The following is a 25,140-nucleotide window of genomic DNA, read 5'->3' on the forward strand; positions in this document are numbered from 1 at the left end:
CCGCTTCCAAAAAGGAAGCAATAGAACCGTCCCCCCGCTTCCTATTCTTTTATATAAGAGCAGCAATAATCGGCCATTTGTTCGACTTTGACTTGGAATTTTGAGTTGGCAGGGACTTCAAACGAAGCTCCTTCACCGATTGTTTTCCAATCGTTTTCTCCAGGCAGCTTTACTGTCATCGACCCGCCGATGATTTCCATGATTTCTTTATCGGCGGTACCAAACTCGTACTCACCAGGAAGCATAAAGCCAAGTGTTACTTTTTCTCCGTTCGCTAAATAAACGGTGCGGCTAGAAACCTTGCCGTCAAAATAGACGTTTGCTTTTTTCTCTACAGTTGCATTTTCAAATTTAATCGTCATGTCAGACTCCTCACCTTATAATGTTCTACTTTTCTCAGTGGCCGCAACAACGGCATTCATAACGGCAGCACGGAAGCGATCATTTTCTAAGCTTTTTACACCGGCAATCGTTGTTCCGCCTGGAGAGGAGACCATGTCTTTTAGTTCGCCTGGATGCTTGCCTGTTTCGAGAACCACTTTGGCAGAGCCCAAAACTGTTTGAGCAGCAAACTTATAGGCACTGGCACGTGACATTCCTTCCGCTACAGCACCGTCAGCCAATGCTTCAATAAACATATAGACAAATGCCGGACCGGAGCCGCTTAATCCTGTAACGACATCCATTAAATAGTCCCCAACCACTTCGGCTTCCCCAAAACTATTGAAAATCGCTAATAATTCTGCTTGCTCAACCTTGGTCACGAAAGAATTACATGAGAGCGCAGACATTCCTTCGCCTACTAAAGCCGGCGTATTCGGCATTACACGAACAATCTTTGCTTTTTCCGGCACATTGGCGCTCAATCTTTCAAGCGTCACGCCCGCTGCGATGGATACGATGATTTTATCAGCAGTAATTTCATCCTTAACCGTCGTAAGTACTTCTGCAATATGGTTTGGTTTTACTGCTAGAATAATAATATCTGCTTTTTGCACGACTTCCTTTTCGCTGGAAGTGGTGGTTACACCTAATTCCGTTTGTACAGCATCTAGAGATGGCGGATAAACATCATAGACAACGATATCCTGTGCTGACGCAATTTCCGCCTTAATGATTCCATTCATAATGGCCTTTCCCATATTTCCTGCTCCAACAAATCCAATTGTCTTGCTCATGTTTGCACCTGTCTTTCTTTTTATAAAATAATCCTACCAATACTATAACCTTTTCTAACTTCTGAATATAGATATTTTTCACATAAACTGTTCACAAGAAAGAAGCCGCCGAAAGGACAGCTTCTTTACTAAGGCAAATCTTCATTCTTATTCTAATAATCACCAAAGCTCTGTTCTGTACGGAAGATAATCTCATCCTGCAGCGCTTTTTCTAAGTTGTGGAAATAATCGCTGTAGCCGGCAACCCGGACAATCAGGTTAGGGTATTGCTCCGGAAACTGTTGGGCCTTCAGTAATGTTTCACGGCTTATGACGTTAAACTGGATATGGTGACCGTCCATCGCAAAGTACGATCTAATTAAGGAAGCCATATGTGACAAGCCACGATCTCCTGCGACAACAGAAGGTGTGAACTTCTGATTCAAGAGGGCCCCTCCCGTTTTTAGCTGATCTAATTTAGATGCCGATTTGATCACGGCTGTCGGCCCATTACGGTCTGCGCCCCGTTCCGGTGAAATTCCATCTGGTAATGGAATGCCGGCATGGCGACCGTTCGGCGATGCCTCCATGACCTGTCCAAAGTAGACGTGGCAGGTGGTTGGCAGGAACTCGACAATTGTCTTCGAGCCCTTTGGAGTCCGGCGGCCCGCAATGGCAGACTGCAGGGAATCAGCCACCTGTTTTAAAATATCGTCTGCATAATCATCATCATTTCCGTATTTAGGTGTACGATTATACACCAAGTCATAAATCTCATCGTGACCTTCAAAATCATCCTTCATCGCCTTTAATAATTGATCCATGGTGATGGTTTGATTCTCAAAGACCTGCTTTTTAATGGCTGCAAAGGAATCCGTAATCGTTGCAATCCCCACACATTGTATATAGCTGGAGTTATAGCGTGCGCCGCCCGCATTGTAATCCTTTCCTGATCTAATGCAGTCATCGGTCATAACCGAAAGCAGCGGCACCGGCATGTATTCCATATACATTTTCTCAATGAGATTGTTTCCGGCCACCTTCACATCGACGATATATTTTAACTGCTTGTAGACCGCATCATAAAATTCCTCATAGGTCTTAAACTCACTTGGGTCACCAAGATCTAACGCCACCTGCTGCTCTGTATAGGAATCATAGCCGCGGTTCAGCACCAGCTCCATCACCTTTGGTACGTTCAGGTATCCTGTTAAAACAAACGCCTCCTTGCCGGCAACCCCCGTTTCAACACAGCCGCTCGCGATGCCGCTTTCCCGGGCATCATCAATCGATTTGCCCATATTAATCAGCTCCTGCATCAGGGCCTCTGAATTATAGAAGGCCGGCTGCCCCCAGCCCTTGCGAGAAATCTTCACGGCTTCTTTTAAAAAGTGCTCCGGTGACTTTCGGGATATTTGGACATTGGAGCTTGGCTGTAATAGCTTCATTTCATCCATCACTTCGAGAATTAAATAGCTGACATCACTGACGCCGGATGTGCCGTCAGGGCGGAGGGACCCTGTGTTGATATTACAAAAATCCGTGTACGTTCCGGATTCCTTCAGCGTAATCCCAACCTTTGGCGGTGCCGGCTGGTTGTTGAATTGAATCCAAAGGTTTTCGAGATATTCACGGGCCTGTTCGCGAGTCAGCGTGCCTGCAGCGATTTCTTTTTCATAAAAAGGCTCTAAATGCTGGTCAAGCTTACCAGGTGAATAGGCATCCCAGTTATTCATTTCCACCGTAATGCCAATATGCGTAAACCAATACATCTGAATTGCCTGACGGAAGGTTTCCGGTTTATGTGCCGGTACGACATCACACACCTCTGCTAACTCCAACAGCTCCTGACGCCACTCGGGATCCGTTTCGCCTGCGGCCAACTCCCTTGCGAGTGCAGCATAACGCTCGCCGAAAATAATCATGCCTTCGCAGACCAGCTTCATGCCCTCCAGTTCATCTCGTTTAGAAAGAGCCTCGAGGTCGTTGTTATAATCTAGCTGGGCGATTTGTGCCTCGATTTGGTCAATAAAGTCAAGGTACCCATACTTGTACATTTTTCCATCTGCTACGGTGTGACCCGGACCGCGCTGCATAAGGAATTCAGTAAATAAGCCGGCATTGAACAGCTTGTGCCATTCATCAGGAAGCAGCCGGTTCATTCGTGTCATCATTGCCCGCTCCTGCCAATAAGGAATAATGACTTCCTCCTGGATTCTCCGGTCCTCATCACTTACTCTAAAAAACACCTTCTCACGCTTGTCCATGTTTTCAAAATCCTGCAGCGAGTGGCAGCAGAGCTCAGGGAAGGTAGGCGCTGCCCATGGGCGATGTCCCTTTTCACCAACAATCAGCGAGCCGCGCTCTAAAAAGAGCGTCCGGTTTTCCATAATGTATTTGAATACCTTTCCGCGTAAAACAGGTGTCGGATATTTGCCCTCCCACATTTTGTAGGCCTCGGTTAACAACACCGCTCGTTCCATCGACAAAATTGGTTGACATTCCTGCTCACTAATCTCACGCAAACGCTTAATTCTTTCAGTCGAACCTCTCCTAGCTGGTGCCATTGCTAAAGTAGTCATGGATACTCCTCCTGGAAATTAGTATTCTATCAATTTGGCAGATTATTCATTAGTTTTTGACCAGATGAAGCAGAGGGACGGTTCTACTGCTTCCATTTTAAAAGAACAGGGGGTATTTTCTGCTGCTTCTCATTTAAAAAAGCTTCGATTCTATTCCTTCCAAGTTGAAACCCTCAGCCACTATTACCCGCCAACGGTCACCGTATAATGATGCATTTTCCATTGCAGCTTAGTTTTTTCCAGCGTTTCGTCAGATGGCTTGCTAAATATCTGACAAGGTTTTCCGAGCCGGGCGTATTTATCACTTCCGAACTCGTGATACGGCAGAAGGTTCACCTCATCTATATGAATATGATTATCCTGCAGCCAGCGGATGGTCTGCTTGACAGCTAGTTTACTATTGTTGACGCCGTCCACTTGGATGAGGCGCAGACTAATGACGGCACCGGCTTTACTTAATTTTTTTAAATTATCCAAGACCAGCTCATTCGGCGCACCTGTATAGTCCTTGTGCAGTGTTGAATGGATGAACTTCAAATCATATAAAAATCGATCGACATAGGGCAGGACGCGTTCAAAGTTTTTGAAGGGGGCAACGCCGCTTGTATCGATTACAACGGAAATCCCTTTTCTTTTTAACGTTTGAAGAAGCTCTACGATATAATCCATATCCTGTGTCATGACCTCACCACCGGATAATGTGACACCGCCGCCGGATTGCTCGTAGAAAATCTGATCCTTTGCCAGTTCTTTGACAAGCTCAAACACAGTATAGTGTTTCCCAACGATTTCCTCCTTTCCATCTTTCGTTTGAATCGGTTCAATCTCGTATTTCATTCCTTCCGGATTGTGGCACCATTTGCACTGCAGCGGGCACCCTTTGAAGAAAACAGTTGTCCGGACACCTGGACCGTCATGGATAGAAAATTTTTGGATGTTAAAAATGACAGGTGCTTCCATTATTATTCGCCTCCTCATTGTAAGCAAAGGTTTGAAAATCGATCATCATGCCTATTTTTACAGCAGCAGATGAATGATTTAAAAAAATTCACTGATATTGATTAGTTAAAATGTTCTGTCCTCCTATCACGTTTACAAAATGCTTATCTATAAAATGCTGGTGAAACAGTTTCTTTGTACGGGTAAGAATGGAAAATAAAAGAGGTATAGATTTAAATAATGTCTATGTAATCATGAAAAAATATGACATCTTTCAATATAAAAACAAATTCAAATCCAAGAAGCTATAATGGGTAAGAAATACTCTAGTTGAAGGTAATAGGGCTACGGTAATTCATAAGCATAATTGTGTTATACTTCACATTCTATTCTACCAAATTCATAATTCCAAATTCTGTGAATAAGTAAGTAAACTTTAATAGAAATATCACTTTGAAGCAGGGGGACGGTTCTCCTGCTTCCGAATGTGGATTAGAAAGGACAGGGGAATTAATTAGTGACCAATATAAACCTCTGTGTGTGCTTTTCAACGATAAATCTCACTTTCGCAAATCGTTATTTATACTGTAGGATTCGATTTTGGCAAAGGGAAAATGAATTAGACCCAATCAAATTACAGGTGTTACAATTTTTATCCTTTTCCGACAGAAGACTCCCACCTCAAGGAACGGGAAGGGTGCAGCCCAGTGAGTAGGTGGGAGATGAATGTTGGTTGGCGATAGCCAAAGAGGTCCTCCTATGATATAATTGGAACAAACGTTCGATTTTGAGAGGTGTAGTACGATGCTAGTCAACAAGGCTTATAAGTTTCGTATCTATCCAAATAAGAAACAAATTGAACTGATCAATAAAACGATTGGCTGTTCAAGATTCGTGTTTAACTTCTTTTTAGGAAAGCAAAAAGACAAAGACGCCTATTGGTATGTCGTCGAAGAGATGATTCAAAATGGTCAGCTTCAAGTGAACAACTGGAAAGGCAGATGTCTCAACAAATATGAAACCGTTAAGTCTGTTAGAGAATTAAAAAAGCAGTATTCTTTTTTGAAAGAAGTCGATAGTATTGCCCTGCAAAAATCGGTTGAAAACTTAGCTGATTCTTATGATCGTTACTACAAAAAACAAAACAACTATCCACGTTTTAAGTCCAAAAAGAATCCTGTACAATCCTATACCACAAAACATACGAACAGAAACATTGCTGTCATAGAAAATTATATAAAACTTCCTAAACTTGGCTTAGTTCGTTTTGCGAAAAGCCGTGTGGTAGAAGGCAGAATTTTAAATGCTACGATTAGACGTAATCCATCAGGAAAATACTTCATCTCTATAGGAACAGAAGCAGAAGTATCAAAACTACCAAAAACACAATCGGCTATTGGTGTAGATGTAGGTTTAAAGGACTTTGCTACTCTTTCAGATGGAACGACTTACTCGAATCCAAAATTCTATCGTGCATTAGAAAAAAAATTAGCACGAGCACAAAGAACCTTGAGTAGAAGAACAATTGGCGGTTCGAACTGGTATAAAGCAAAAATAAAAGTGGCCCGTCTCTATGAAAAAATGTCGAACGCAAGAAATGATTACTTACACAAAATTTCCACCGAGATTGTCAAAAACCACGACACGATTGGGATGGAAGATTTGTCAGTATCGAATATGCTTAAGAATCATCATCTTGCGAAAGCAATCAGTGAAGTTTCATGGTCACAATTCAAAACCATGATTAAGTATAAAGCAAAATGGTATGGAAGACAGTTTGTGACTGTTGCGAGAAATTTCCCTTCCAGTCAACTTTGTTCTTTCTGTGGCTATCAAAACAAAGATGTTAAAAATCTCGCATTGCGTGAATGGGATTGTCCTATTTGCAGTGCCCACCACCAAAGAGATATAAACGCTGGATTAAATCTTAAAAATGAAGTAATAAGACTTCTAACCGCAGGGACTGCGGGGATAGCCTAATCCATAACTGGTGGATACACCGGTGTTCTTAGGAATCTCCCGCCTCAAACAACTCGTAAGAGTGTTAGGCGGTGAGTAGTTCAAGACAAATACATCACGTTGATACAAGTAAAGGAGATGTCGATATGCTTTTACTGATAATAGGAGGACTATTGGTTGTGATTGTCTTGATGGGTTTTTCTATGAAAAAAGGTTCAAAAGCAGAGGTATCCTATCAATACTATACAGCAGAGAAAACTCGGGCAGCTATTGAAAATAAGGAAGATCTCATACTACTTGATATTCAAATAGAAGAGCAGTGGAAGGCTGGTCATATAAAAGGCGCACTGCCGACACATGCTTACCCTGTAAAAACAACCGAAGATAAAGTAAAACTAGACAACATACTTCCTGAATTAGCCGGTAGACAGCCAATTGTTGTCGTTTGTCCAGGAGGAGGCAGCGGTGCTACTAGAACGATAGATTATTTAAAATCAAAAGGAATAGCTGCAACGAGATTATTCATATTGGAAAATGGTCAGAGTAAATGGCCCTATGACGAGTTAATAGAATGATAATTAAAAAAGGTGTTATACAGTGGCATGAACCATTATATAACACCTTATTATCATGCTACATGTTCATCATGTCATTGGTAGTCGGCGCTCCGAAAGTAGGATCGAGCATTCCCAGAATCATCGCCACATGTGAGACAACAAGGAAAATTCCGACGAAAGTGGCATGAATTTTGAGCTTTTGCTCTGCTGATTTATTTTTCCAAATAAGATTCATATCCAATAAGGCCATCCCAAGCAGTGGAACAATACCAGATAGATAGAGTCCAACAGCTAATATATCGGTTATGCCGCGCCATTCACCAGCAGTCGTGATAGGAACTACGGCGTTAATAAGGAGATAAATAAAAACACCAGTGAAATACAGGCCTACTATTATAGAAGCTACTTTATTAATGGATCGTAATGATCCGTTCAGGTTCCGGGTAAATAGGATGGCTAATTCGGAAATGGCAATCGTTTCAGCTAGAATAACCGGAATGGCCATAAACAAAATCAAATTCCAGGGTTGGTTTGTTGCCAGCAATTCCATATAATGCGTCATAGTCATGAAAATCAGTTTCTCCTTACAGTTCAATTTGTAAATGAATCATAGCAGTCAAATATGCAGAAACTGTTCAGAAATCATGAAGGATTCGTGACCATCAGGAAGCAGAGGGACGGTTCTCCTGCTTCCTTTTCGTTTGTAGGTCGCTGATTTCTAACAAATGAACAAGATTCAATCCCAACGGAGAATGATAATTAAGTGAAAATCGATTATACTAGAATGACGTCAAATGCTAAGGAGGAATTCCCTGTGACAGAAAATAATCAAGTCGAAGAGCCGAAAAAGAAGATCAGCCTGCAAGAAGCGATGAAGCAGCAGCTTGCAAACAAAAAGAACCAAGCTCAAACTGGTAAAGGAAAAACACAAATGGACCTTTCAACTAAAAAAATGAAAAGTCAGCAAACGAAGAAAACGAGCAACACCCGTAGAAAAATGGGCGTTTAAGGAAGCAGAGGGACGGTTCTGCTGCTTCTATTCCTTCCGGATCCCGGGAATGGAAGCAAGAGAACCGTCCCCATGCATCTAATAAAGCATGGAGAACCACCCTCATGCATCTATGTAGGCAAGAGAACCACCCCCGTGCATCTAAGGGAGCAATGAGGATCACCCTCTTGCAGTTATATACGAATAAAAAAGGTTGAACTCATGTGAGTTTAACCTTTTTTATTTGCTGGTTGTTTCTTTGATTTGTCCAATAAAGCTGTTCGTTTGCTAATTAAATATATAAACAATATGAAAAAGTTATTAACGTGTATCGTATAACGTTACATGCGTATTTTATACGATACATGTATATGGTAATCTATGAAATATAGAAAAGAAACAATATTCTAACAAACTGAAAATTCACGCACATAACAAAGCTCATATGACATTTATTCATGAGGAGGGAAAACATACATGTTAAGAGAAGTTGAAAACTTTATCTATCATGAAGCAAATTTAATGGACGAAGGTAAGTATGAGGAATGGGGAGAGCTGTTTACTGAGGACTCCACCTATTGGATTCCAAGCTGGATGACTGAGTCAAAAACAATCAGCAATCCAACGAATGAGCTTTCTTTAATTTACTGGAATAAAAATAATATTAATGAGTATGTTCAACGGTTAAATTCAGGTGATGCACATGTTATGATACCTTCTCCTAGAACAACTCGATATATTACCAATATATTAATTGAACCTTTAAATGAAACCGAATTCATCGTAAAAAGTAATTGGTTCCTCCATGATTTTAGACTTCAATACAATGAAGGGGTTCAGCAATTTTTTGGCGGGAAAATGGAGCATCGCGTTGTAAGAGAAAACGGTGAATTCAAAATTTCTCATAAAGAAGTCATCGTGATTAATGATAATATCAACCGCGGCCATTTAATGATTATCTAACTAAAAAGAAACTGAATGAGGAGGTTATCACCAATATGCTAAAAGAAAAACTAGAGCAATTCATAATCGATAATCCAGAGGATAGAGAGTTTAAAGTAAACGGGAAGGTTTATACAGACCAAGAGCTATACGAGAAAGAAATAGAATTATTTTTTGAAAAGTCATGGGTATATGTTTGTCATGAAGATCAGATTAAACAAGAGAATGATTACTTCTTAGCCCAAATCGGCAAGGAACCCGTTATTATTACAAGGTCTGCAGACGGGCAGATTCAAGGCTTCATTAATCGTTGTCCGCATCGCGGCGCAACAGTTTGCCGAGAACATCAAGGAAACTCCAAAAGTTTTCGATGCTTTTACCATGGCTGGACATTTAGAAATAATGGAGATTGTATTGGTGTAGCGGATCAACAGGCATACCCATCCAATTTTGATAAAAGCAAACACGGACTGACAAAGGTTGCCAAAGTTGAATCTTACCGCGGGTTTGTTTTTGCAAGTCTAGAAGAAAATGTACCCACTTTAGAAGAGCACTTAGGAAATGCGAAGCCGTTTTTAGATGTGGTGATTGACCGATATGCAGATGGAATTGAAGTGGCGAATGGTGTGACGAAATATGGAAACGTAGGAAACTGGAAGTTACAGCTAGAGAATGCACTTGATTATTATCATCCATTATTTGTTCATAAGAGCTACTTTGATATTGTGGCAAAAAGAGGAGTAAAACGTGAAAATGCCTCACTTCAGTTTAAGGAAAGAGTCGTTGACCACCAGTTATACTTGGGTGGAGGTCATGGCTTAACAGTTCACTATCGCGACTTCCTAAAGGCCGGATATTTAGAAGGGGAGTTATTTCAAAGTGACTTCCGTACACCGGAATGGGAAGAAAAAGTGGGCCCATTAATGGCAAAATGGACACAAAAAATCTCTATGCATCTATTGATTTTCCCAAATCTCTTAATTATGGAAGGACCAGCCCTGCAAATTCGCCAGATTCGTCCAGTATCTGTGGACCGGACAGAGGTATATGGCCGTGCGTATTATCCAAAGGGGCAGCCTGATGAATATACATCAAGACAGCTAGCGGCATATGAATTTTTAGGACCAGCAGGACATGGAACTCCGGATGATATTGCAGCATTTGAGTCATGTACAGTTGGCTATCAATCTGAAAAAGCCCCATGGAATAATCTATCAAGAGGTTATGATCGAGAGGTAACGGATGCTTCAGAACTAGAAATTTCCGAATTATCAAACTTCGAGGTCGCCGGAAACATTAGTGATGATACGTTTCTTCGCGCCATGTTTAGACATTGGAAAGAGCAATTAGCGGAAGAAAAGGATGCTAGTAAGAAGGAGGTTCATGCATGAGTAGCACGATAAAAAAGTTAGCTTATGTACACCTTAACTCCAAAAATCCACAAGAGACTGCCCGATTCTTTGAAGATTTATTTGATTGGGAAACAACAGAAGGTGAAAATGGGCAAATCTATGTTGCTGTAGATAAATACCATCATCGAATTACGATTTACCAAAATGACGAGCCCGGCTTAAGAGCAGCTGGCTGGCAGGTTTTAAATAAACGAGATTTTTTGAAAACACAAAAGGTATTAGACGAAGCTGGTGTTTCGTATCATGTTGGGACAGAGGCGGAATGTGAAGAAAGAAAGGTAAGGGAATTCATCTCCTTTATCGATCCATCGGGAAATACTGCAGAGGTATGCTATGCACCATACGTAACGAGACCAAACTGCCAGTCAATCGGTTCATTAGATATTCTGGATTTATTGCATGTAACGCTATCCGTGACGGCAGCAGAGTTCAAAGCAAATCTACAGTTTTATGAAGAAGTGCTTGAATTTAATGTGTCTGACTTATTTAATAAGCGAATTGCTTTCACAAGATGCAGCCAGAATCATCATAACCTTGCGATGGTAACAAGTGAGGAGCCTGGGAGACGGTTTAGACACTTTATGTTTGAGGTCAGAACCTTTGACGATGTAATGAAAACCTTAATGAAGGCAAAGAAATTGAACATTCCTGTAGAAGGTCCATCCAAGCATGGCAATTGTCAAACGGTACATGTCTACATGCCTATACCAGGTATGGGTAAAGGGTTAATCGAAATAGGCTGGAATCATAAGAAAATTCTCGATGATGAAAACTGGGAAGTTGTTTGCTATGACTTTGAGGGAGAAAAACTGGCTGAATTCATTGATGTATGGAAGGCTCCAGAAGTTCAGAAGGAAAAAATATCCTCTAAATAGGGTGATGACATGAAGAAACAGACTAGTGAAAAGCTCACGCTTCAAAATGAATTTGCAACCGTTCAAGTATATGTAGAATATAGTGCCAATGGCCCGCGATTATGTATTGCAGATGCAATCCGAGAAAGTGTTGTCTATCTAGATCCCCTGCAGGTCGAATGTTTAACGCGGATGGACTTGAGTGATTTAGAAAAATATTTACCCTATTAGGTGAAATAAGAGGGGGATGAACAGATGAATAATTCTTGCTTAGCAGCTGTTGCAATAGCTCCAAATACAACCGTCATCCAGGGATTTACGAAGCCGGAGATTTCTCTTGATGATGCTTTATTGAAGGTAGAGGCAGTTGGGATTTGCGGTGCTGACAGCTATATCTATAAAAATATCAAAACGCCCATGATATTAGGCCATGAATGTGTTGGAAGGATTGAAAAGATTGGAAAAGAAGCTGCAAGAAAATGGGGCGTAAAGGAAGGCGACCGTGTCGTCATTGAAGAACCGATGCCATGTGGGTATTGTGATGTTTGCAAAATGCAAAAGTATCAGCTCTGCAAAAATGGAGGACGTTACGGACAAGTGCCGATTTCTGTAGAGCCTTCCCTCTGGGGAGGATTCAGCGAATATATGTATCTGCACCCTAATACGCAGGTGTACAAAATCGCTGATCATGTAAAAAAAGAAATTGCACCGATGTTTATCCCTATTTCTAACGGAATCAGATGGGTACAGGATATTGGGAAATTAACACTCGGAGGTACCATTGTCATTCAAGGTCCAGGCCAGCACGGATTAGGCTGTGTCATTGCTGCCAAACAATTGGGCGCAGCCTGTATCATTGTCACAGGAATGAGTCAGGATCAAAAGAGATTAGAAGTGGCAAGGGAATTAGGCGCACATCACACAATCAATGTAGAAGAAGAGGATCCAATTGAAGCCGTTTCGAAAATTACAGGCGGGAAAATGGCCGATGTGGTCATGGACATTACGACAGGTGCAACCATAGCTATCAACCTATCACTTGAACTAGCTAGAATCGGGGGCACCATCGTGCTTGCAGGTGCAAAAAATAGACCGGTTCCGGACTTTAATAGTGATACGATTTTTAGAAAAGAACTAACCGTAACAGGTGTGTATGGCCGTGATTTCCGTGCAGTTGAGCCTGCCCTACGTCTAATCGAATCAAATACACTTCCATTGGAATTATTATCGACACACGAGTTTTCCTTACAAGAAACCGATTATGCGATGAAGGTTTTTGCCGGTGAAATCAAAACAGGAGTTCCTCCCATTCATGTTTCACTAATTCTTTAATTCTTTAATCTTTAGTCTGTTAAAGAACAATGTTGATTTTATTACTTTGTTGATTGGAATGGAAGGCACGAAGACTCCTGCGGGAGAAGCGAGACAGTTGAGACCCCGCAGACACGGAGTGTCGAGGAGGCTCGGCGGTCGCCCGCGGAAAGCGTAGTGCCTGGAATGGAAATCAACAGCTTTGTTTAACAGAATCTAATTTTTTGAAAGAAACAATTATAAATTAAAAGAACGGAAGCTAAATACAAGAGTCATTCAATCTATAGAGAAAGAAGGAGTCAGTATGACGAAAAATTATGATGTAAGCATTTGGAATGAATTATCTGGAATTGCCTTTAAACAATATTTTGTGGATGCCGATGGCGTAAGCACACGTATTGTCGAAGCGGGCGAAGGGGAGCCTCTTATTATGCTGCATGGGATTGGCGGACATATTGAAGCCTATGCAAGAAATATAAAAGAGTTAAGCAAGCATTTTCGCGTGATTGTGCTAGATATGCTTGGTCACGGGTATACGGGTAAGCCTGACTATCCTTATACATTGAATGAATACAGCAATCATTTATTAGCGGTATTAAAAGCACTTCAAATCGAACAAGCACATTTATCCGGTGAATCGCTGGGTGGCTGGATGTCTGCTTGGTTTGCTTCCAAGCATCCTGAGTATGTGAAATCCCTTTTGCTGAATACTCCCGGGAATATTACAGGCAACCGTGACGTAATGAAAAAGTTAAAAGACTCTACATTAAAAGCCGTATTAGAAGCGAACAACGAAACCGTTCGTACGAGACTTGAGTTTTTATTCTATGATACGAACTTTGTTACGAAGGAATTAGTAGAATCACGCTATACTATTTATACACAGCCTGAATTCAAAGAAGCGATTCATAATATTGTCGTTTTACAGGATTGGGAAGTCAGACAACACTTTACATGGGTGCCGGAATGGACAGAAAAGATTACGGCTCCAACACTGATCTTAATGTCAGATCATGACCCTACAGCAACCATTGAGGATGCCGAATATCTTAAAACACTTATCCCTAATAGTCAGCTGCTGATTGTTAAAGATGCAGGTCACTGGCCGCAATGGGAAAAGCCGGAGGAATTTAATGAAATTCAAATTCAATTTGCTAAAGGCTTGAATACTGTCAATCAGTAAGAAAAGCATTGGGTAGATAATATTGTAAATATTAGTGGAGAAAGCTGGTATCATACCGGCTTTTCCCCAGCCCTCATATTACCGAGTTACCTTCATAGCTTATTCGGGAGAAACCGATAGGCGTAATACAGCATGTGAGGAGAAAAACATATGAAAAAGTGGCTAAAGCCAACCATTGTGGTATTGCTTGCATGGGCAACGTATGTCATTTCTATTACAGACCGCATGGCATGGGCACCTGTCATTCCGTTAGCATCTGCGGAAATGGGAATTACTGCTGCTCAAGCTGGTCTTTATATGACTGCCTTTTACGTAGGCTATGTCCTCACTCAATTTCCAGGGGGACTTTTAACAGATCGGATTGGATATAGAAAAGTTTTATTAGGTTCTATTGGTATCGTTGCTATATTTACCATAGCGATGTATTTTGTCAAGAGCTTTGAAATGGGGCTGATCGTAAGAGTTCTTGCAGGACTTGGCTCAGGTGCCATTTTCTCAGCTGCTACGACATCTATCATCGATCACATCCCGGCTCAGCGCCGTGGCCTTGCGATTGGTTTCTTAATGACAGCAACATCTCTTGGAATTACCTTTGCTAATATTATTGTTCCAACTGTAGCGGATCATTTTGGGTGGAGAACTGCCTTTTTAGCTGTTGGCTGCTTTCCTATCCTTGGATTTATTTTAAGCTTCTTTTTTATGAAGGAAAGTTCAAATTACGTTGAAAGAAAGTCTGTTAAGGAAACAACTAACTTCTGGCAGGATACGCTAACCATCCTGAAAAATAAGAAAATCATCATCGTTGGTCTAGCTGGTTTTGGCGGTACATGGGCTGCGATTGGGACAGCTACCTGGGCAAATTCCTATTTAAATAATTCGTTGGGACTTACCCTTGTTCAAGCAGGGAGCATCATGGCTTTCTATGGGATGGCTGGATTGATTGTGAAGCCACTGATTGGTTTTATTTCGGATTATATGAATAAAAAAGTAATTGCCTTTTGGGCGCTTTTTCTTTTCGCACCTGTATTAGTATGGTTCGGAATGAATACGATTACAAACTTTACTTATCTTTTGATCCTAACCATCATATTAGGGACAGCTTCCTTTATGTATAGTCCCATTATGACGACCATTATTGGAGAGACGGTAGAGCCTCGACTCGTTGGAGGGGCATTAGGCCTGGTAAACGGTATCTGGCAGTTAGGTGCATTAGCTTCCCCTTTAATTATGGGAATGGTTATCGATCAAACTGGAAGCTATCTTTTGGTATTTATTACATTAGCTGCAGGTCCATTTGTCGGAGCGATTATTATGTTATTTTTAGGTTCTGGAAAATCAAAGACATATAAAGAGACAAGTGACGGAGATCATCTGAAAAAAGCGATATAGAATTTATTCTACGAGTTAGATTTAAGCAAATCCTGTTGGGAATGTATCAGTGAATAGTTCTTGCAAAAAGTGTGACAGCTTCTTGATTGCAGTCCTTATGATAATGGAAAATGAGACATCCTATAGCTCCATTTCGGTGGAGAAACATACCAAATAGTATGTTAAGTAGCTGACCAAATCATATGTGATTTGGTCTCTTGCTATTTTGTTTTTTTTACCTAAGTAGGTAACCAGAGATAATGAAAATAAACGGAGATTTTCCGGTTAGACTATATAATACAGCTCAGTTTGGGGTATATAAACGGAGGTTTTCCGATTAAGCAAAGCAAAATGGCCTATTTTTCCGTTTTTCGAGTAAATAGCCGGAATTCTTCCGTCTATTTAAGCTACTTTCAGTGTTATTTCCTAATTAAGAGAAATTTCTCCGCTTATCTATCAAACTCGCTTTAGCATCTAATAAAATAAAAAAAGCGGGCAATCGCTTAGAAGCCAGCTTTTTCACCTGCAAAAACCATAACCTTTATACAACTTTACTTTCATTCATTAATCTACTTTTCTTCTTAAACAAAAGCCTTTGATAGCGTGTGATAAGCTGATCTAATTTTTGACTGATGGCAAGCGTTTTATGGCTGTTCAAACCTGTTACAGCAGCTGTCTGAATCATTTCCTTTCTCAATTGCTTAATCCCTTCTTTTAACTCTTCTATCTCCGTTGATGTCATACTCATTCTACTAATCATGCTTGATCACGAAGTGTTCTTCAATTAGTTTGATAAGCTTCTCCTTTGAGAACCTTTCACCAATAAATACAGCAACATTGGTTAATTCGCTTTTGGCTGTCATTCGAATCATCTCTAATTCCTTGTATGCATATTGAAATACCATGGGTCCGTTCGTATCTTTAAAATGCAGAATTCCTTTCGCTCGATAGATCGTTTGTGGTAAAGTTTTTATCAAATCTTCAAAGGTTTGGCGCTCAATGGGTCTATCAAAATAGTGGGTATAGACCATAACATGGTTATGTGAGGAATGTTTACTGCTTCCAAGTGGCTTTATAGGGTTTGATCGCGAAATAGTCTCATCCAAAAAATCAAAGGATACCTTACAGTGGGTAGTTGTTTGAATGACGGCATTTGAATTCCAATGATGGATTGTATTTTTTAATTCAGATATTTTTTCAGATGGCACGCGATCCATTTTATTTAAAATAAGAATATCGCCATAGAAAATTTGCTCTTTTATCATTTGATAGGTTCTGCCTTTATTCTCCATTAGTTCTAGCAAATAATGAGCGTCTATAACAGTTACATTTGACTTTAATTCTACCTCAATATAGAGAGAGGCTTCTGTAATGGCGCTTATCGTATCTCTTGGGAGAGCCACTCCTGTTGATTCAATGATAATGACATCAGGTGTATAGTCCTCGCATACTTGTATAATCGTGTTCTTCAGGTCACCGCTGACAGAACAACAAATACAGCCGCCTAAAATCTCTGCAACCGGGGTGTCTGTCTCCAGGCTGTAACCATCCACATTAATTTCTCCTACTTCATTCATGATGACGGCCGCTTTTTTGCCTATATGGGAAAAATAGCTTAACGTGTTCTTTAATAATGTTGTTTTTCCACTTCCTAGGTAACCTGTTAAGAGATAAATAGGGATAGATGGTTTCATATATATTTCTCCTATAATTTTTAGATTATTATAATTATTGAATCTTTATGGTTCATAGATTAACATAAAGATGTATCGTATAAAAGCCTAATGTAACGTAATACGATACATTGGGTAGTGTTAATTATCTGTGATTGAAAAAATACCGAGGAGCGAAATATAGTGAATAAACAAGAGAATAAATATATCCTTTCTTCAGTGAAAAATACGCTTAAAGTATTAAACTCATTTACGAAAGACCAGCCTGAGTGGGGGATACGAGAGCTAGCAAAACATCTACAATTAACCCATAGTACCATTCAACGAATCATGGTGACGTTGGCCAGTGAAGGATACGTAACACAGGATATCAATTCAAGAAAGTATCGTCTTGGGGTCCGTTTACTTGCTTTTCAAAATGTGATCACAAGTCATTTAGAAATTCACGAAGAGTCCTATCCACATCTGCAGGAGCTGGTTAAAAATACAGGTGAAACGGCACATATCAGTATTTTAGAAGGAGCACAGCTCGTCTATCTTCATAAAGTGGAGCCTGCACGGCCGATACGTGTGTTCACTGAAATAGGGGCTCGAGTACCTTGTTACTGTGTGGCTGGAGGAAAGGTCATTCTAGCGTACCAAAGCGAGCAGAAGATTCAGGAGGTGATTGATGAAGGACTTCATCCTTTTACGGAGAAAACGGTCACTGACCCGGACATGCTGCGAAAGCAATTAAGGGAAATTACCGAAAAGGGATATACTACCACGCAGGGTGAACTATTAGTAGAAGGGGAGGTTCTCTCCATTGCCGCTCCGATATACAACTATTTTGGAACTGTTTTTGCCAGTGTATCTTTAGTGTGTATTGGACAAAGGATAACGGATGATATGAAACTTAAATATATTGAAAGAGTAAAAAAAACAGCCAGTAAAATTTCAAAAGACCTAGGCTACTATGAACAGAATAGCTAGACATACAATCATCATTGAAGTCTCTCCTTTTACAAAAATGTAAAGGAGAGTTTTTTATTTTCGCGGATATGATAAAAAAAGTGAAAAATTTTAAAAAGATGTACCGTATACCGTTACGATGGTATTTTTATACGATACATGACTATGGTAATCTATGAAACATAGAGATTAAATATTAGTAATTTTCTGAAAAAGGATTGAAGGGAGGGAATTAAGAGGCTTTTAGGATAGAAGAAGTTAAATCATTTATAAACAAAATGTACCATGCAAACCTTTTGTTTGAGAGTTTAGGAGTCTGAGATTCCTAAATTATTTTTTCTATATTTAACACTATATTGATAGGCGGAAATATAGAAATTTATTGCTATTTAATTAATAGAGGGGGCTAATACAATGAAAAGAAAGCGTTTTAAATTCATCGGTATACTTGTACTGTTACTATCCTTCATACTAAGTGCCTGTAGTGGAGGCGGTTCATCTGCCACATCAGGAGATGGAGAAGAGGCAAAATCTGATTTTCCTAAAAAACCAATTAAATTATTTGTTACATTTGCACCAGGAGGAAGTTCAGATATTGTAGCTCGTGCTCTTGCTGAGGCAACAAATAAGTACTTACCGAACGGGCAAACGGTTGTAGTTGAAAACAAACCAGGTGGTGCTGGTACGGTTGGGGTAACAGAGGTTTTATCGGCGAAGGCAGATGGTTATACAGTAGGTCTAACTGCAATGAGCCCATTAGCGATCCAACCGCATTATGGAAAAACGACTTATCAGTTGGATGATGTTGGAATGCTAATGCAGATCACTTCACAGCCACTGGTATTAGCTGTAAAGAATGATGCACCATGGAAAACCTACGAAGAATGGTTACAGTATGTAAAAGAAAACCCTGGTAAATTTAGATACGGCGTCCAAGGCTCAGGTGGTATTAGTCAGATCGTAATGGAAGCGGTTAATAAACAAGAAGGAACGAAAACAGAGCATATACCTTACGACGGTTCAGCACCTGCCATGACGGCTCTTTTAGGCGGGCATGTAGAGGGCGCCGTTGTACAAGATATGGAAGCAAAAACCTACGTAGATTCAGGAGACGTTAGAATTTTATTTAGTTCCGAGGCTTCCATGCTTTACAAGGATATTACAACGTTAAAAGATGCTGGAATTGACTTTGAGATGGGAACATGGAGCGGGTTGATCATGCCGAAGGATGTACCAGAGGATATTCGAGATATTCTACATGAATCGTTTAAAAAGGGCTTAGAAGATTCGCAAACAGAGAAAATATTAAGTGAACAAGGACTGTCTATTCAATATGCGGGCCCAGAAGAATTTAAAACGATGACAGAAGATGATTCTGACGTCCTTGGAAAAATTATGAAAGATACGGGACTCATTAAATAATAGAGGAGGCGTTCATATGTTAAAAAAGAATGCCGGGCTATGGGCAGGGATTATTACATTGGGCTTTTCGCTCCTATTCTTTGTCACTTCACTCCAATATAGTTTTTTAAGTGACCGGGGCATTGGCCCTGGTCCAGGCTTTCTTCCTCTTTGGTTAAGTGGATTAATGGGATTTCTAGCCATACTACTCATGATAGATGCGCTAAGAAAACCAACATGGTTCAGCATGATTATTCCAAAGAAACCAGAGGCAAAGAAAATAGCATTAGTATTCGGCTCAGTCATCCTATTTTTAGCGATCGTTTCATATGCAGGGTTTATCATCTCGACCACGATCATGTTGTTTTTACTTTTAAGAGGCTCTTACCGCTGGTTTATCAGTTTAGGAACTGCAGCAGGAACCTCCATTCTATTATACTGGGTTTTTGTTATTCTACTAAAGGTTACGCTACCAGTAAACGCTTTAGGTTGGTAAGGAGGAGGGAAAAATGGAAGCATTAAGCTTACTGCTAAATGGTTTTGAAACAGCGTTTACGTTTACAAACGTTTTATATTGTTTAATTGGTGTTACAGTCGGCATGCTTGTTGGCGTAATGCCTGGTCTAGGTCCCACTTCTGGAACGGCCATTCTCATTCCGTTGACGTTTGGGATGGATCCTGTATCTGCGATTATTATGCTATCCGGAATTTATTATGGTGCCATGTATGGAGGAACGATTACCTCTGTCCTTATCAATACACCAGGGGAAAGTGCTTCTGTTGTTACCTGTATAGATGGATATGAAATGGCGAAAAGGGGGAGGGCAGGAGCTGCATTAGGTGTGGCAGCCATTGGATCCTTTGTTGGCGGAACGGTTGCGATTATCGGCTTAACCTTTATTGCCCCAATGCTAGCCAGCTTCGCACTTAAGTTTGGTGCCCCTGAATTTTTCTCCTTAATGCTTCTTGGATTAATGATGCTAATTGCCTTGATGGGGAAATCCATTATCAAGGGGTTGATTGCGGCATTATTTGGCTTCTTACTAGCATTAATTGGAATGGACCCAATTACGGGAGAAATCCGCTTTACCTATCATTCTATTGAATTAGTCAGAGGGATAGATTTTGTCATAGTGGCCATGGGATTATTCGGAATTTCAGAAATCCTATCGAATTTAACGCAAAGTGGAAAAATGGAAAAACCTCCAAAGGTAAAGAAGCTTTTCCCTGAAAAAGGTGAATGGAAAACAACGATTAATTCTATTAATCGTGGGACAGTTATCGGGTTTTTACTCGGCTTAATTCCGGGGTCCAACGCAGCTGTAGCTAGTCTGATGTCCTATGCCTTAGAGAAAAAAACATCAAAGAATCCTTCTAAATTTGGTAAAGGCGCGATTGAAGGGGTCGCTGGTCCTGAAACGGCCAATAATGCGTTCAGTGGATCTGCTTTAATTCCTTTATTTACATTAGGACTTCCAAGCTCTCCTACCGTTGCCGTTTTACTAGGCGCATTTATTTTACATGGCTTGACTCCAGGACCGATGTTATTTACGGAAAACTCCAATTTTGTTTGGGCCATTATTGCAAGTTTATTTATCGGTAACTTTCTTCTATTAATAATGAATTTACCAATGGCCGGGGTGTGGGCAAAAATTGCGTTAGTACCTTATAAACTGCTATTTCCATTAATCGTTACCTTTGCTATTATTGGGGCTTACAGCATTAACAACAGCCTTTGGGATGTGGGCGTAATGATGCTATTCGGATTGATTGGATATTTTATGAAAAAATTAGATTTCCCACTAGCTGCAACTATTTTAACCTTTGTTTTAGCTAGAAATATTGAATCTTCACTTGTGCAAACATTAAAGATGTCACACGGCAGCTTAATGATTTTCTTAGATAGACCGATATCAGCCACAATCATCATCAGCGTATTCGTGATTCTAATCATCAGTATCGTGAGCAGCCTTAAAAACAAGCGCTCCATGCTTATGAGTGACGCAGAGATTTAAGTGATGAAACATGAAGCAGAGGGACGGTTCTGCTGCTTCCTTTCCTTCCGGAAAAGGAAGCAAGAGAACCGTCCCCATGCATCATAAACCTCTTTGGAAATATTCTTCCTTTAACAGGGAATAGACTTTCTGGTCTAAATATCCTCGCTCCGATTTATTGTTTTGGCGCAGGATGCCATCGCAATGCATACCTAAGCTTTCATATAGTCTGATTCCAGTATGGTTATCCGGGTACACATCAAGCCAAAATCGGTTGATCTTTCTCTCCTCAAAGGCATACTTCAGTAACGCTTCCATTGCTTCTTTCCCGTAACCAATCCCTTTTTTGGACATGACAATCCGTCTTAGCTCAAAAATATCAGATTTGAAATCAATTCTATTCAATGCAAACCCAACCACGCTATTGTCTGCTTTTTGCTTTATGGTAAAAAGTAAGATATCTTCTGCTTCAATTTCTGCTTTATGATCTTCGTAGGTACCACTCCAGACATAGTTTCGATTATCCTGATGTCTTTCCATTTCCATAATGATTTCAATATCTGCTTCTGTTGTGTCTACTATGTAGAGCCGATTCGTTTCAATCATTTGTGCCTCCTAGTAGTATGGCTTCATTTGAAAACATACGATATTGGTGATGTGTGAAAAACCTACTGTGTTGTTCATTATTTTTTCAGAATTTTCGATGTTTACTAATAGATTTTTCGTGTGAAAAATGGTTAAATAGTACTAACATAACTATATACAAATACTATTCTATAAAACAGTCTAATTTACCCGTATGTTCACATAAAATTACCAAGTAGATGGGACTGTTTTTGTGATTAAAGTCACTGTCACGAGGTTCAATTTTTAATAAAATTCTATTATATTCTGAAAAAAGGGGGTCATTGGTATGTTCTTAAAAATCAAAAATGATGAGAAAAATGACCTGATGAATATTATTACAACCATTCGAGAAGAAATGATTCGAACTGGTATGAGAGAAGGACTCACCAGCACTAACACGATTACACTAAGTCAACGACTTGATGAATATATAGCAAGATATCAGGCAATTATGCTTAAAGAACTAGCTTAAAAAGTGAAAAGAGGAAATTTTCTTCGGAGTGGAATACAAAGGAGGCTGTCGGAACAGCCTCTTTGCTATTTTTTCTCTAGGTACTGCTCACCTAGTATTTGTTTTTGCTGGTAGTTTTGGAGATCGATTTCATTTTCAATAAAGGCAGTTACTTGGCTTTGATCTAGGTCGTACATGACCTCTATTTCCTTTGAAAATAGTCGGCTGCCGGTTTTCAGAAGATCAACAAGGAGCGGCGGCAATTTTGGTGTTATTTTTTCAGAAGGAAGGACCTGCTGAAGACCGTCCACGTAATTCTCGAAACTGCGGGCGCCTACTATTTTTACGCCTTTGTTTTCTTTGTTAACCATAATGATTGTTGGGAACCCGCGTACTCCTAGACTTCTGGCCAAGGAAAAATCTTCATTTAATAGAGCTTGGGCTTCCGATTCGGCTGACTCCTGGACGATTTTTTTTCCATCAAAGCCTAATTCATTTACAATTCCCCGCAGGACTTCTTCATCTGCAATGTTCTGATTGAACACAAACACGGCTTCTCTTAATTTTCGTAAAAAGAGATTCGCCTTCTGCTGGTCTATGCTTTGAATGATTTTATAGACACGGGAAGGGGGATAGGAGGAATGAACTGGATTGTCGAGCCACAGTGTACCGTCGATCGGCATGCGAGAGTGCTCGCCAACTTCAAGCCAATGACCGGCCACATCCGATGCCTTGCTGATACCGTTAGCGACATCCGCAAAGCCGTCCCAGCTTTCCAACAGTCCTCCCATAACCGTATGGACCTTTACATACTGGCCATATTGCGCTAAAAATTTCTGCAGCACCGGCTCGAGTGCCCAGCAATGCGAGCAAATGGGGTCTGTTACATAATATAGCTCAATCACTTCGTTTGGTTGGTTGAAATCGATCATTTCCATTTCTTCATCACCAGCTGGTCCGCAGACACCTGTTTCTAAGTCACAAATCATAGGATTTTTTTCAGTCATGATTTTCACTCCTTCTATTAAAAGTAGACATTGGTCTAAATGGTTCCACAGTTATGAACATTTGGTGTACAATTTTATAATAGTGCAATCTGATAAAGGCTAAAACCAACCGTTTTGGCCTTTTATCGTATATACGACAGATTCGACTATTTGTTGAAAAAACAGAAGGGAGTGTGCCTGCAATGACTGAGTCTAAAACAGACCCACGATTTCTTCGGACCCGTAAGCTAATCATGGATTCCTTTATTGAACTATCTAGTAAAAAGGAATTTAAGGACATTACCATTAAGGATATCACCACTGCCGCTACCATTAACCGGGCGACGTTTTATTATCATTTCGAGGATAAATATGATTTATTGGAAAAAGCGTTATCTGAGGTTTTCCTAATCAATTTGAAGAGTGAAGGGGTGGAGGATGAGTTAAACGAAGAAACCATTGTCAGGATGTTCCTGGCTGTCACCAACTTTCAAGCCTCCCTGTCTAACCGCTGTCACCGAGGCTACGAATCAACCATTGCTGCCATCATTAAAGAACAGCTGGAGGTAATGTTCTCTAGAATGCTCTATAAACAACATAAAACTGACCAAAACGAAGCCCTCCGAATCACAGCCGTCATCCTAAGCTCCGGCCTCTACGGAGCCTCCCAAGACTGGCTCCGCAACAGCAGCGGAATGGCACCTGAAGACTATATAAAACTGGCTATCCCTTATATACTCAAGTGAATCAGTGGGTCGGAGAAGCGGAGGGACGGTTCTCCTGCTTCTTTTTATGAGAAGAACGATACCCACAAAAGCGCATCACTCCAATGAGTGGTGCGCTTTTGTTTATAATCACAACTTAAAATTCCTCATAAACCGCAGGATCTTGGTTGTTAATCCGGCCATCCTTGCGTGTTAAGCCTGAGATAATGCTCATTTCTGTCTGATCCAGCTCGAAGTCGAAAATAGAGATGTTTTCAAGCTGGCGTTCTGGTGAAGCTGATTTCGGTATGGAAATCGCGCCAAGTTGATAATGCCAACGCAGTACCACCTGCGGTATCGACTTATTGTGTCTGTTAGCAATCTCTTGGATCGAGTCAACGTGAATATCGCGAATGCCACGAGTTAATGGACTCCAGGATTCAATCGCAATGTTATTTTCCTGATGCCATTTTCTTGCCTCTTCCTGGTTGAAAAATGGATGTAATTCAATTTGGTTAACGCTTGGCTTTACGCCGGTTTCTTTTACCAAACGATCGATATGCTCTGGTAAAAAGTTGCACACACCGATGGAGCGGATCAGTCCCCATTTCTTTGCGTCAATTAATGCCTGCCATGCTTCTACATATGTATTGACATTCGGGTTTGGCCAGTGGATTAAATATAAGTCATAATAATCTAAATTCGCACGATATAAGGATTCCTGAATGGTCGTAACCGCTTTATCATATTCTTGATAGCGACCAGGCAATTTAGAGGTAATAATCAGTTCTTCTCGTGGGACGGAGCTTCGTCGAACAGCTTCTCCTACGGTTCCCTCATTCTCATAATTATAGGCAGAATCAATTAAGCGATAACCGGCATCAATCGCCGTTAGCATGGAGTTCACACCTGCATTTCCCTTAAGCAAATAAGTACCCAAACCAACAACAGGCAGATGAAGACCATCGTTAAGTGTAATTTCTGGAATAGATAAAACCAACACCAATCACTCCTTTCAATATAATTTAAGATTACCATATTTTGAGAAGGTATGGTTAACTTTTGGCTCTATTGGTAAAGTTAGAGATTCTAAAAACCATA

26 protein-coding genes are annotated in these 25,140 nt (G+C 40.4%); 16 read left to right on the forward strand and 10 right to left on the reverse strand.

Annotated features, from left to right (window positions below; translation table 11 throughout):
- Positions 1–41 precede the first annotated feature (41 nt).
- The 4 genes from ppnP to ACHUFV_RS20040 form a co-directional block, all read right to left on the reverse strand.
- Positions 42–362: a pyrimidine/purine nucleoside phosphorylase gene (gene ppnP / locus ACHUFV_RS20025; protein ID WP_394237210.1), complete on the reverse strand. Its 321-nt coding sequence runs from the start codon at positions 360–362 to the stop codon at positions 42–44.
- A gap of 15 nt (positions 363–377) precedes the next feature.
- Positions 378–1,178 carry a pyrroline-5-carboxylate reductase gene (proC, locus tag ACHUFV_RS20030; protein WP_394237212.1) on the reverse strand — a complete coding sequence of 267 codons (801 nt, stop codon included), beginning with the start codon at positions 1,176–1,178 and terminating at the stop codon, positions 378–380.
- Between the two features lie 152 nt (positions 1,179–1,330).
- Positions 1,331–3,739 carry a trans-4-hydroxy-L-proline dehydratase gene (hypD, locus tag ACHUFV_RS20035; RefSeq protein ID WP_394237214.1) on the reverse strand — a complete coding sequence of 803 codons (2,409 nt, stop codon included), beginning with the start codon at positions 3,737–3,739 and terminating at the stop codon, positions 1,331–1,333.
- A 183-nt stretch (positions 3,740–3,922) separates the two neighbouring features.
- Positions 3,923–4,699 carry a glycyl-radical enzyme activating protein gene (locus ACHUFV_RS20040; protein WP_394237216.1) on the reverse strand — a complete coding sequence of 259 codons (777 nt, stop codon included), beginning with the start codon at positions 4,697–4,699 and terminating at the stop codon, positions 3,923–3,925.
- A gap of 783 nt (positions 4,700–5,482) precedes the next feature.
- On the opposite strand from ACHUFV_RS20040, the gene tnpB reads away from it, so the two are divergent.
- Both tnpB and ACHUFV_RS20050 read left to right on the forward strand, forming a co-directional pair.
- Positions 5,483–6,658 (forward strand): IS200/IS605 family element RNA-guided endonuclease TnpB, encoded by a 1,176-nt coding sequence (gene tnpB, locus ACHUFV_RS20045; RefSeq protein WP_394237218.1) that lies wholly within the window; start codon positions 5,483–5,485, stop codon positions 6,656–6,658.
- A gap of 71 nt (positions 6,659–6,729) precedes the next feature.
- Positions 6,730–7,212 (forward strand): rhodanese-like domain-containing protein, encoded by a 483-nt coding sequence (locus ACHUFV_RS20050; protein ID WP_394237220.1) that lies wholly within the window; start codon positions 6,730–6,732, stop codon positions 7,210–7,212.
- A 58-nt stretch (positions 7,213–7,270) separates the two neighbouring features.
- On the opposite strand, the gene ACHUFV_RS20055 is transcribed toward ACHUFV_RS20050, so the two are convergent.
- Complete coding sequence (locus ACHUFV_RS20055) at positions 7,271–7,762, reverse strand: DUF6803 family protein (protein ID WP_394237222.1); 492 nt, start codon at positions 7,760–7,762, stop codon at positions 7,271–7,273.
- Positions 7,763–8,008: 246 nt separating this feature from the next.
- Between ACHUFV_RS20055 and ACHUFV_RS20060 the strand changes: the two genes are divergently transcribed.
- The 8 genes from ACHUFV_RS20060 (at position 8,009) to ACHUFV_RS20095 (ending at position 15,273) form a co-directional block, all read left to right on the forward strand.
- Entirely contained in the window at positions 8,009–8,203 is a 195-nt protein-coding gene (locus ACHUFV_RS20060; protein WP_394237224.1) for a hypothetical protein, read from the forward strand.
- A 456-nt stretch (positions 8,204–8,659) separates the two neighbouring features.
- Positions 8,660–9,145 (forward strand): aromatic-ring-hydroxylating dioxygenase subunit beta, encoded by a 486-nt coding sequence (locus ACHUFV_RS20065; RefSeq protein WP_394237225.1) that lies wholly within the window; start codon positions 8,660–8,662, stop codon positions 9,143–9,145.
- A 35-nt stretch (positions 9,146–9,180) separates the two neighbouring features.
- Positions 9,181–10,515, forward strand: a complete 1,335-nt coding sequence (locus ACHUFV_RS20070) for an aromatic ring-hydroxylating oxygenase subunit alpha (protein WP_394237227.1) — start codon at positions 9,181–9,183, stop codon at positions 10,513–10,515.
- Positions 10,512–11,411 (forward strand): VOC family protein, encoded by a 900-nt coding sequence (locus tag ACHUFV_RS20075; RefSeq protein ID WP_394237228.1) that lies wholly within the window; start codon positions 10,512–10,514, stop codon positions 11,409–11,411. The genes ACHUFV_RS20070 and ACHUFV_RS20075 overlap by 4 nt, the downstream gene beginning before the upstream one ends.
- Positions 11,412–11,420: 9 nt before the next feature.
- Positions 11,421–11,621 (forward strand): hypothetical protein, encoded by a 201-nt coding sequence (locus tag ACHUFV_RS20080; protein WP_394237230.1) that lies wholly within the window; start codon positions 11,421–11,423, stop codon positions 11,619–11,621.
- 24 nt (positions 11,622–11,645) lie between these two features.
- Entirely contained in the window at positions 11,646–12,722 is a 1,077-nt protein-coding gene (locus ACHUFV_RS20085; RefSeq protein ID WP_394237232.1) for a zinc-dependent alcohol dehydrogenase, read from the forward strand.
- 283 nt (positions 12,723–13,005) lie between these two features.
- Positions 13,006–13,884, forward strand: coding sequence for an alpha/beta fold hydrolase (locus ACHUFV_RS20090; RefSeq protein ID WP_394237234.1), 879 nt, complete (start codon positions 13,006–13,008; stop codon positions 13,882–13,884).
- Positions 13,885–14,034: 150 nt separating this feature from the next.
- Positions 14,035–15,273 (forward strand): MFS transporter, encoded by a 1,239-nt coding sequence (locus ACHUFV_RS20095; protein ID WP_394237236.1) that lies wholly within the window; start codon positions 14,035–14,037, stop codon positions 15,271–15,273.
- Between the two features lie 520 nt (positions 15,274–15,793).
- Here ACHUFV_RS20095 and ACHUFV_RS20100 read toward each other — a convergent pair.
- Together ACHUFV_RS20100 and ACHUFV_RS20105 are read right to left on the reverse strand one after the other, a co-directional pair.
- On the reverse strand, positions 15,794–16,012 hold the full coding sequence (locus ACHUFV_RS20100) for a Spo0E family sporulation regulatory protein-aspartic acid phosphatase (RefSeq protein ID WP_394237237.1): 219 nt from the start codon (positions 16,010–16,012) through the stop codon (positions 15,794–15,796).
- Complete coding sequence (locus ACHUFV_RS20105) at positions 16,005–16,946, reverse strand: CobW family GTP-binding protein (protein WP_394237239.1); 942 nt, start codon at positions 16,944–16,946, stop codon at positions 16,005–16,007. Before ACHUFV_RS20105 ends, ACHUFV_RS20100 begins: the two co-directional genes overlap by 8 nt.
- 162 nt (positions 16,947–17,108) lie before the next feature.
- Between ACHUFV_RS20105 and ACHUFV_RS20110 the strand changes: the two genes are divergently transcribed.
- From ACHUFV_RS20110 to ACHUFV_RS20125, 4 genes are all read left to right on the forward strand, one after another.
- Positions 17,109–17,897, forward strand: a complete 789-nt coding sequence (locus ACHUFV_RS20110; RefSeq protein WP_394237241.1) for an IclR family transcriptional regulator — start codon at positions 17,109–17,111, stop codon at positions 17,895–17,897.
- Between the two features lie 393 nt (positions 17,898–18,290).
- A complete protein-coding gene (locus tag ACHUFV_RS20115) occupies positions 18,291–19,298 on the forward strand; it encodes a Bug family tripartite tricarboxylate transporter substrate binding protein (RefSeq protein ID WP_394237242.1) in 1,008 nt (335 codons plus the stop codon).
- Between the two features lie 16 nt (positions 19,299–19,314).
- The gene (locus ACHUFV_RS20120) at positions 19,315–19,773 is read left to right on the forward strand and encodes a tripartite tricarboxylate transporter TctB family protein (protein ID WP_394237244.1); all 459 of its coding nucleotides are present in this window, start codon (positions 19,315–19,317) and stop codon (positions 19,771–19,773) included.
- A gap of 13 nt (positions 19,774–19,786) precedes the next feature.
- Positions 19,787–21,292 (forward strand): tripartite tricarboxylate transporter permease, encoded by a 1,506-nt coding sequence (locus ACHUFV_RS20125; protein ID WP_394237246.1) that lies wholly within the window; start codon positions 19,787–19,789, stop codon positions 21,290–21,292.
- An 81-nt stretch (positions 21,293–21,373) separates the two neighbouring features.
- On the opposite strand, the gene ACHUFV_RS20130 is transcribed toward ACHUFV_RS20125, so the two are convergent.
- A complete protein-coding gene (locus tag ACHUFV_RS20130; protein WP_394237247.1) occupies positions 21,374–21,877 on the reverse strand; it encodes a GNAT family N-acetyltransferase in 504 nt (167 codons plus the stop codon).
- A gap of 307 nt (positions 21,878–22,184) precedes the next feature.
- Between ACHUFV_RS20130 and ACHUFV_RS20135 the strand changes: the two genes are divergently transcribed.
- Positions 22,185–22,370 carry a Spo0E family sporulation regulatory protein-aspartic acid phosphatase gene (locus tag ACHUFV_RS20135; RefSeq protein ID WP_394237249.1) on the forward strand — a complete coding sequence of 62 codons (186 nt, stop codon included), beginning with the start codon at positions 22,185–22,187 and terminating at the stop codon, positions 22,368–22,370.
- Positions 22,371–22,435: 65 nt separating this feature from the next.
- On the opposite strand, the gene ACHUFV_RS20140 is transcribed toward ACHUFV_RS20135, so the two are convergent.
- Positions 22,436–23,356 carry a DsbA family oxidoreductase gene (locus ACHUFV_RS20140; protein ID WP_394237251.1) on the reverse strand — a complete coding sequence of 307 codons (921 nt, stop codon included), beginning with the start codon at positions 23,354–23,356 and terminating at the stop codon, positions 22,436–22,438.
- A 182-nt stretch (positions 23,357–23,538) separates the two neighbouring features.
- On the opposite strand from ACHUFV_RS20140, the gene ACHUFV_RS20145 reads away from it, so the two are divergent.
- Complete coding sequence (locus ACHUFV_RS20145) at positions 23,539–24,081, forward strand: TetR/AcrR family transcriptional regulator (RefSeq protein WP_394237253.1); 543 nt, start codon at positions 23,539–23,541, stop codon at positions 24,079–24,081.
- A gap of 115 nt (positions 24,082–24,196) precedes the next feature.
- On the opposite strand, the gene ACHUFV_RS20150 is transcribed toward ACHUFV_RS20145, so the two are convergent.
- A complete protein-coding gene (locus tag ACHUFV_RS20150) occupies positions 24,197–25,039 on the reverse strand; it encodes an aldo/keto reductase (RefSeq protein ID WP_394237255.1) in 843 nt (280 codons plus the stop codon).
- Positions 25,040–25,140 lie beyond the last annotated feature (101 nt).

The sequence above is a fragment of the Niallia oryzisoli genome, assembly GCF_043641075.1.
Taxonomy (GTDB): Bacteria; Bacillota; Bacilli; order Bacillales; family Cytobacillaceae; genus Bacillus_BD; species Bacillus_BD oryzisoli_A.